This is a genomic window from Acinetobacter sp. ANC 5414 (assembly GCF_013004295.1).
Classification (GTDB): domain Bacteria; phylum Pseudomonadota; class Gammaproteobacteria; order Pseudomonadales; family Moraxellaceae; genus Acinetobacter.
In genome coordinates, this window is record NZ_JABERM010000009.1 from 165435 (window position 1) to 173060 (window position 7626).

6 protein-coding genes are annotated in these 7626 nt (G+C 42.2%); all 6 read right to left on the reverse strand.

The genetic code is table 11. The features are described 5' to 3' along the window. Positions 1-80 precede the first annotated feature (80 nt). A complete protein-coding gene (gene rapA / locus HLH18_RS05760; RefSeq protein ID WP_171546112.1) occupies positions 81-2918 on the reverse strand; it encodes an RNA polymerase-associated protein RapA in 2838 nt (945 codons plus the stop codon). A 144-nt stretch (positions 2919-3062) separates the two neighbouring features. Further along, positions 3063-3707 (reverse strand): RluA family pseudouridine synthase, encoded by a 645-nt coding sequence (locus HLH18_RS05765; RefSeq protein ID WP_171546113.1) that lies wholly within the window; start codon positions 3705-3707, stop codon positions 3063-3065. 128 nt (positions 3708-3835) lie between these two features. Continuing rightward, entirely contained in the window at positions 3836-4546 is a 711-nt protein-coding gene (locus HLH18_RS05770; protein WP_171546114.1) for a phosphopantetheine-binding protein, read from the reverse strand. Then, entirely contained in the window at positions 4546-4965 is a 420-nt protein-coding gene (locus HLH18_RS05775) for a GlcG/HbpS family heme-binding protein (protein ID WP_171546115.1), read from the reverse strand. The genes HLH18_RS05770 and HLH18_RS05775 overlap by 1 nt, the downstream gene beginning before the upstream one ends. A 76-nt stretch (positions 4966-5041) precedes the next feature. Beyond that, positions 5042-6343 (reverse strand): glutamate-1-semialdehyde 2,1-aminomutase, encoded by a 1302-nt coding sequence (gene hemL / locus HLH18_RS05780; RefSeq protein ID WP_171546116.1) that lies wholly within the window; start codon positions 6341-6343, stop codon positions 5042-5044. Between the two features lie 43 nt (positions 6344-6386). Beyond that, complete coding sequence (gene thiE, locus HLH18_RS05785) at positions 6387-7007, reverse strand: thiamine phosphate synthase (RefSeq protein ID WP_171546117.1); 621 nt, start codon at positions 7005-7007, stop codon at positions 6387-6389. Positions 7008-7626 lie beyond the last annotated feature (619 nt).

Genomic DNA, 7626 nt, shown 5'->3' on the forward strand with positions numbered 1-7626 from the left:
CATTGTTCACACAAATAGAAGCTATAAAATCTTCAACAATAAAAAAGCACCCGAGGGTGCTTTTTAAATCAATCTTGAAATTACGGTTTAACCACAACCAGTACCTGAATGGCTTCTGGTGTTACCGATAAACCATCCAGCAAGCTAATGCCTTCCGATTGCAATTTTTGTAGGCGTGCAATTTCATCTTCACGAATACTTGGATTAAATTGCTTCAAGTAGGTTAAACGGTCAATTTCATATTGCCATTTATTACCATACACTTCTTTGGCTTGTTGTTTGAAGTCTGGTAATGCTGTTTTAGCAATATCAAGCGCCTGTGCATAACGTTGCTCAATCACATCACGACGAGCTTTCACCACCTGACGGCAGCTATTGCTATCTAAATGATGTAAATACGGTTTCAAGATACTTGGATCAATCTTGGCAGATAAGTCCTGACCGGTTTCACTGAGCAATACGCGAATCAACTGTTGTGGCAAGCTTGAAGGTAGGTTCAATGCTTTAGGCGCAATCACATCCACTTTGAACCAGACTTCTAACAGTAATGAACCCTGCTTAAGTGCATTCGATTTTAACAGTGCAACATTGGTACTACCAAATGATTGGGTATTAATCATTTCCATAACACTTTCAGTGAATGGATGTTCAAGCGTTAAGTACTGTGCATCTTCACGAACTTGTGCCTGATCGCGATAGAAAGTCGCAGTCATGCCTTCTTCATCCAGAGACAAACCTTGCACTTGCATTTGATCGGTTGGTTTGATGATTACCGTACCGTTGCTTTGCTCATCAAAATCGATGTTTGTCGATGCCATGAAGCGCTTCATAAACATTGGTAAAGTGGTGTTGTCATCATAGTCTTCAAGTGCTTGAACAATCTCTTGTGCCACAATTGGACGACATGAGTTGTATTCAAGCAAACGGTCACGACCTTCCTGCAATTCAGCTTCCAGAGCTTCGCGCTGTACACTGACTTCTTCAAGCAAATCTTCAAACTGTTGACCCAAGTTTGCCAATAAGCAGTCTTTTAATTTCACAATGAAGTTTTCTTGCAGCGTCTGTGCCGTTGGTGAAATATTACTGAAAATATTTAAACCTTCGTTATACCAGCGGAACATGCGCTCTTGGGCTGTACCGATCAAATACGGCACATGAATTTGAATCCGGTTTTCCTGACCAATACGGTCCAGACGACCAATACGTTGTTCTAACACATCTGGGTTGGCTGGTAAATCAAACAAGATGAGGTCAGAGGCAAACTGGAAGTTACGACCTTCTGAACCAATTTCAGAACACAGTAAAATTTGAGCGCCATACGATTCTTCAGCGAAATAAGCTGCCGCTTGGTCACGTTCAAGCAAGCTCATGCCTTCATGGAACATTGCAGTACGAATACCGGCATGTAAACGAAGTACATTTTCTAAAGCTTCAACCACTGGCCCACTACGCGCGATCAACAACACTTTTTTGTGTTTGAGCTGGGTACGCAGCATTTCCATCAGCCACATCACACGTGGATCATGCTCCATCCAGGCGCCATCCAGCTGTGCTTCTTCAGGCCACATTTGTTCACGTAACTTGCCATCTTTCGACCAGTTTGCAGGCGCTGGCAATGCAGCAGGCTGACAGTCACGACCAGGGAAACCTTGAATCGCTTCACGGGTATTACGAAATAAAATACGACCGGTTCCATGACGGTCTAACAATTCATGAATGGCACGGAAACGCTGTTCTGGCTCATCCTGAATGCTATGACCCAACAAGCCTTCAATCGCAGCTAAATGCGCTGGTTCCAAAGGCAAATCAGACATCAACACTTCAGCAATTTTTGCGGTGTGATGATATTGCTCTTCTTCATCCAGGAAACGATCAAGTGAACTAAAACGTTGCGGATCAAGTAAGCGTAAACGCGCAAAATGGCTTTCTACACCGAGTTGTTCCGGTGTTGCTGTAAGTAGTAACACACCCGGCGTTTTTTCAGCCAGCTCTTCAACAAGATCGTAACGGTCATTACCGCCTTCTTCTTCGCTCCACATCAAGTGATGTGCTTCATCCACCACCAGAAGATCGAAACCGGCTTCTAAAGCCTGTTCACGCAAATCATCGTGATCGACCATTAAATCCACACTGGCAATAATGCATTGCTCAGTCAGGAATGGATTTAAATCTGGATCATGTTCTTTAATTGACGCTGTACGGGTCAAATCAAATAACGAGAACTGTAGATTGAAACGACGGCGCATCTCAATCATCCACTGATATTGCAGTGAATCTGGCACTAAAATCAGGATACGTTCAGAACGACCGGTTTTTAGCTGCTGATGAATGATCAAGCCGGCTTCAATGGTTTTACCCAAACCAACTTCATCGGCAAGTAAAACACGTGGCGCAAAACGCTGACCGACTTCATGCGCAATATAGAGCTGATGTGGAATCAAACCAACACGTGCACCCACCATGCCACGTAATGGACTGGATTTCATATTGGCTTGCATTATCAAGGCTTCAATACGCAGGTCATACCATTCTTTGTAGTCCACTTGACTGGCAAGCAAACGTTCAAGCGGTTTAGACAGCTGAATATGTGCACCAACACGGGTTTCATTTAAAGCTTTACGTTCTTCAGTACCATCTTCCAAAGTACGGATTACGTTATAACGCACTACGCCATGACGGTCTTCAAATGACTCTACCAGCCATTTGGTGCCTTCCTGATCCTGCAATTCATCTTTGATATTAAAAACAATACGCGATAAAGGTGCATTGTTACGTGCGTATACACGTGTTTCATCACTCTTCGGGAATAAGATGCTAACCGATCGTTCATCTACATCAATGAGAACCCCTAATCCAAGCTCTGTTTCTGTATCTGATAACCAACGCTGACCAATAGCAAACTGATGCAATTTTTCCACCTTTATCTAAAAATGAGGAGACTTATTTTCAAGCTCAAAACTTGATGAGTATTTGAGCAATAAAATAGGTCTTTAAGCAATATATTTTGACATAAAGCCCACTAAAAAGTGCGCAAAATCGATGACGATTAAAAAGTTTTTACCTTAAAAAGGAACAGGATAATAAAACTCAACCAGTTCCTCTGTTTGAGGATGGCAAAAACTCAAGTGTTCGGCATGCAAGCACAGCCGAGGAATCAACTGTTGCTGCTCTGGTGTGGCATACAAAGTATCACCCACAATCGGATGACCGAGATACTGCATATGTACACGAAGCTGATGTGAACGACCTGTAATGGGAGTAAGTTTGACACGCGTTACCGCCTGTCCTTGAATTTCAAAATGTTCGATGGCTTGCCAATGCGTGAGTGCAGGCTTGTTATGATCTGGAGCGGCAATATGTAAAGGCGGATGTTCAGGATCGTAAATAACAGGGACATCAACAGTGCCTTCACCTTCAAGATGTCCGGCAACCACGGCTTGATAAGTTTTTTCTGTTTGGCGTTCCTGAAACTGACGGGAAATGGTTTTTTGTCCCCATTTAGTCAGACCAAAAACCAGAATGCCTGAAGTATCACGATCCAAACGATGAATCAGTAATGTTTTCGGTTCTATTTTTAATAATCTGTTGATGACGCAATCTTGCAAATCTTCAGTTTTACCGGGAACAGTGAGCACACCTGCTGGTTTATGGATGACCATAAAATCTTGATCACGATGTATCAGATGTTCGGTTAGAAAATTACTCAATGTTCAATCCCAGGCTGATCGCGAAAACGAGCCGGCAATAATAGAAAGCTTGGCACAGAATTACAATGCACAAAGCTCGAATTGACGACGGTTTTTCCGATTTTAAGCAAAAAAATTTCAATCGCGCCTTATGACCGTGCTGATTGCGATATAAAACCTACCAGATCATGCAAAGAAGCATGCTGTAAAACATCTTCATATCGCACATTTGCACCATGCGCGCGCCAAACACCGACCAAAGTGACAATTGATACAGAATCCAGACCGTATTGTTTCAAATCAACATAAGGATCAATTTCAAGTGCATCCATGTTTAGTTGTTCTGAGACCGCTAACATAATGCCTTTGGTAGACAATACATATTCTGACGGCGCACTTAAATCCCATAACCGAGCCAAACTATAGCTATTCATGTGATGCACACCTTGTGCCGAGATATTTTCAATCCATTGAATATGCTGATCTTGATTCGACAATAAAATCGCATCGTCCACTACACAGATTTGCTCGGTAACACTTTGCAAATGCGGCAAAATCTGTTTCAGCATCGGCGTGACCTGCCCGGCAAAAATCAGTTGTGGATGCGATGAAGCATATTCACCGAGTTGCTGCATTCCCTGCATCAAATCATCACCGTACAAATCAACAATTGGAATATCGAGTGCTTTAGCTTTATTGCTGATCTGGATCAGATGGGTCATGAGGTCGCTGTCTTGTATGCCTGCCATCATCCTTGGGTTTTGCAGTCCTACCAGTATCAAAACAGATTGTGTTGAGGACAGCTGCCATTTGGCTTGAGATGGAGCGAGTTGGATTTTTTTGGGTAATGGATAAAACATTAGTTTTCAACTTGAGCTAAAAAAGTCTGAATCCCATGTTGCGCAATCTCCGCATCTTCAAATGACTTCACACCTGATACGCCCATGGCACCCACCAATTGCCCTTGATACAGAATCGGCTCACCACCTTCCAGCATTCCTGAAAATGATTCCATGGTCAGGAAGCCCATTTGACCGCCTTTGATAATATCTTCAAATAACTTGGATGGACGGCGGCTCATGGCAGAACATTTGGCTTTTTCAATTGCTAAATTAGCAGTCATGGGCGCTGCGCCATCCATACGCTTCATGGCTAACAAAATTCCGGTTTCATCTACGACGGCGATACTGACATTAAAACTGTTCTGAACAGCATATTGATGAGCTTGATCTAATAAAAACTCGGCATCACTAAGCGTCAAATAATGTTTGGTTTGCATCTGTCTTTTCCATTTTCAAAAACTGTATAAAAAAGCCCGAACGAATTCGGGCTTGGTCTGATATAAATTAGAAATATTAAGCTTTCATTTCTGCAAAGGTTTCTTTAGCAGCTTGAATCGTGTAGGCAATATCTTCATCAGAATGCGCAGCTGAAATAAATCCTGCTTCAAATGCGGATGGTGCAAGGTTCACACCACGGTCTAACATGCCATGGAAGAATTTACGGAAAGCATCAACATCACATTTCAACATTGAATCGAAACTGGTAATGTCTTCCTGATCTGTGAAGTACAAACCAAACATACCACCCACTTGTTGAGTCTTGAATGGTATACCTGCTTCATCCGCAGCGGTTTGTAAACCGGCAAGCAATTTTTCTAATTGTGCGGTTAATTTTTCATAAAAACCTTCGGCACGTAAATGCTTAAACATTTCAATACCGGCACGCATTGCCAATGGATTACCTGACAATGTACCTGCTTGATAAACTTTACCCAGTGGCGCGATGCATTCCATCACTTCACGTTTACCACCAAAAGCCCCCACAGGCAGACCTGCACCGATGATTTTACCCAAAGTGGTTAAATCAGGAGTTACGCCATAATGTGCTTGCGCGCCACCAAGACCAACACGGAAACCGGTCATGACTTCATCAATAATAAACACAGAACCATGTTCGTCACAGACATCACGGATCGCTTGCAGGAAACCCTCAATTGGTTTCACCAGGTTCATGTTGCCTGCAACCGGTTCAACAATTACACCGGCAATTTCATGACCAAATTTCGCAAAGCATTCTTTCAGGGTAGCAATATCGTTATACGGCAGCGTTAAAGTGTGTTTAGCAAAATCAGCCGGCACGCCCGCAGAAGTCGCTTCACCTTCACCACTGGTCAACATACCTGAACCTGCTTTGACCAAAAGTGAATCTGAGTGACCGTGGTAGCAGCCTTCAAATTTTACAATCTTGTCACGACCAGTGTAACCACGCGCTAAACGAATAGCGGTCATGGTTGCTTCCGTACCTGAGTTGGTCATACGAACCAATTCAATGGATGGCATAATTTCACAGATAATGTCCGCCAAAGTCGTTTCATGAACGGTTGGCGCGCCAAAGCTTAAACCATCAACAGCAGCCTCTTGAACCGCCTGAATAATTGCCGGATGTGCATGGCCTAAAATCATCGGCCCCCATGAACCCACGTAATCGACATAGCGTTTGCCATCGACATCGTATAAATAAGCGCCTTTGGCTTTTTCAATAAATACAGGCGTACCACCCACCCCATTAAACGCACGTACTGGTGAATTCACCCCACCCGGAATATGTTTGCTGGCTTGTTTAAACAATTGTTCTTGCTTTGGAGATAGGCTCATGAATTTACTCAACTCAAAATTAAATCAATCTAAATCTATTTTATTAACGGTTGTCTTGAAAAAGCGCAGACCATTCATCAAGACGCTCAGGAATGGCATTCATTGGACGACCTAATATATCACTAATCACTGCGCAATAATCTGCACCAGATTCAACCACGATCTTTGAATTTTCCACGGTTAAACCACCAATGGCACAAATAGGCACATTCAATTGTGTTTTGGCTTGCTTCAATGTTTCCAAACCAATATTTCCGGCTTCAGGCTTACTCTCAGTCGCATAAACTGCACCAAATGCCACGTAATTTGCGCCCTCAGCAATCGCCTGTTCAGCCAGCTCAAGTGAGTTATTACAGCTACGACCAATCAACACACCTTGAGGCAAACGCGCAACAGCATCGACAATAGAGCCATCATCCTGCCCCAAATGCACACCTACCCCGTATTTGACCGCCATTTCAAGATCATCGTTAATGACAAAAGGCACACGGTATTCAGCACACATGGCTTTCATATACTCGATTTCGTAAATTTGATCCTCTTTGGCGATTTTTTTACGACGGTATTGCAAGACCGCAATGCCGCCATTGGCCATTGCACCTTCTAACTTCGCCAATAAAAGCTCTAAAGGATCATCATTAGTAATTAAATATAAACCGCGCATAAAAAGCTGCCAAAAATAGAACTGTCTTATTATAGGCCCAACGATACCCAAATTCAGCTCATCTCAAGCAAATACAAATTGATTGTTACCGCTAAATTTTCAAAAAACCAAGAAAATGGTAACCGTTCTCATATTTTTCACCATTAAGTGAGAAAATACCTATTTTCAGTGATAGATCATGTGTGGATTAAACGATTTAATCAGTCTACAGAATAACAATAAACAACAACTGCAATATAAGAATAAAACTTGGAACTACAATCTGACTTTCTAATTCTTTGTTATAAAACGCGATTGGGGAAGCGAACGAAGGATTAGAGAGTCACTCTCTTTTTCAATTCACGATCAAGTTCAACTTAAATAAATCAATAAAAAAAGCCCAGAGAAAGGTCGCTCTAGGCTTGGAAAACTTTAAGATTACATTGTTTATTCAATCTGAAAAATGAACTAAATAAGCACAAAACATTAATAGGATATTCACTCTATTTTTGCAAGCCTGAGGTAAGCATCCGCTGAACCCCACTTTTCTTATTTTCTCAATATCCCGATAGTGTCCATTATTTATTAAATGGACATTATGTTTATGGCCTTAGACACTTTTATAGACACTGAACAAACG

Excerpts from the sequence above, each read along its gene's own strand:
- HLH18_RS05770 (WP_171546114.1), bottom strand. The coding sequence starts at position 4,546 with ATGTTTTATCCATTACCCAAAAAAATCCAACTCGCTCCATCTCAAGCC.
- HLH18_RS05775 (WP_171546115.1), bottom strand. The coding sequence starts at position 4,965 with ATGCAAACCAAACATTATTTGACGCTTAGTGATGCCGAGTTTTTATTA.
- hemL (WP_171546116.1), bottom strand. The coding sequence starts at position 6,343 with ATGAGCCTATCTCCAAAGCAAGAACAATTGTTTAAACAAGCCAGCAAA.
- thiE (WP_171546117.1), bottom strand. The coding sequence starts at position 7,007 with ATGCGCGGTTTATATTTAATTACTAATGATGATCCTTTAGAGCTTTTA.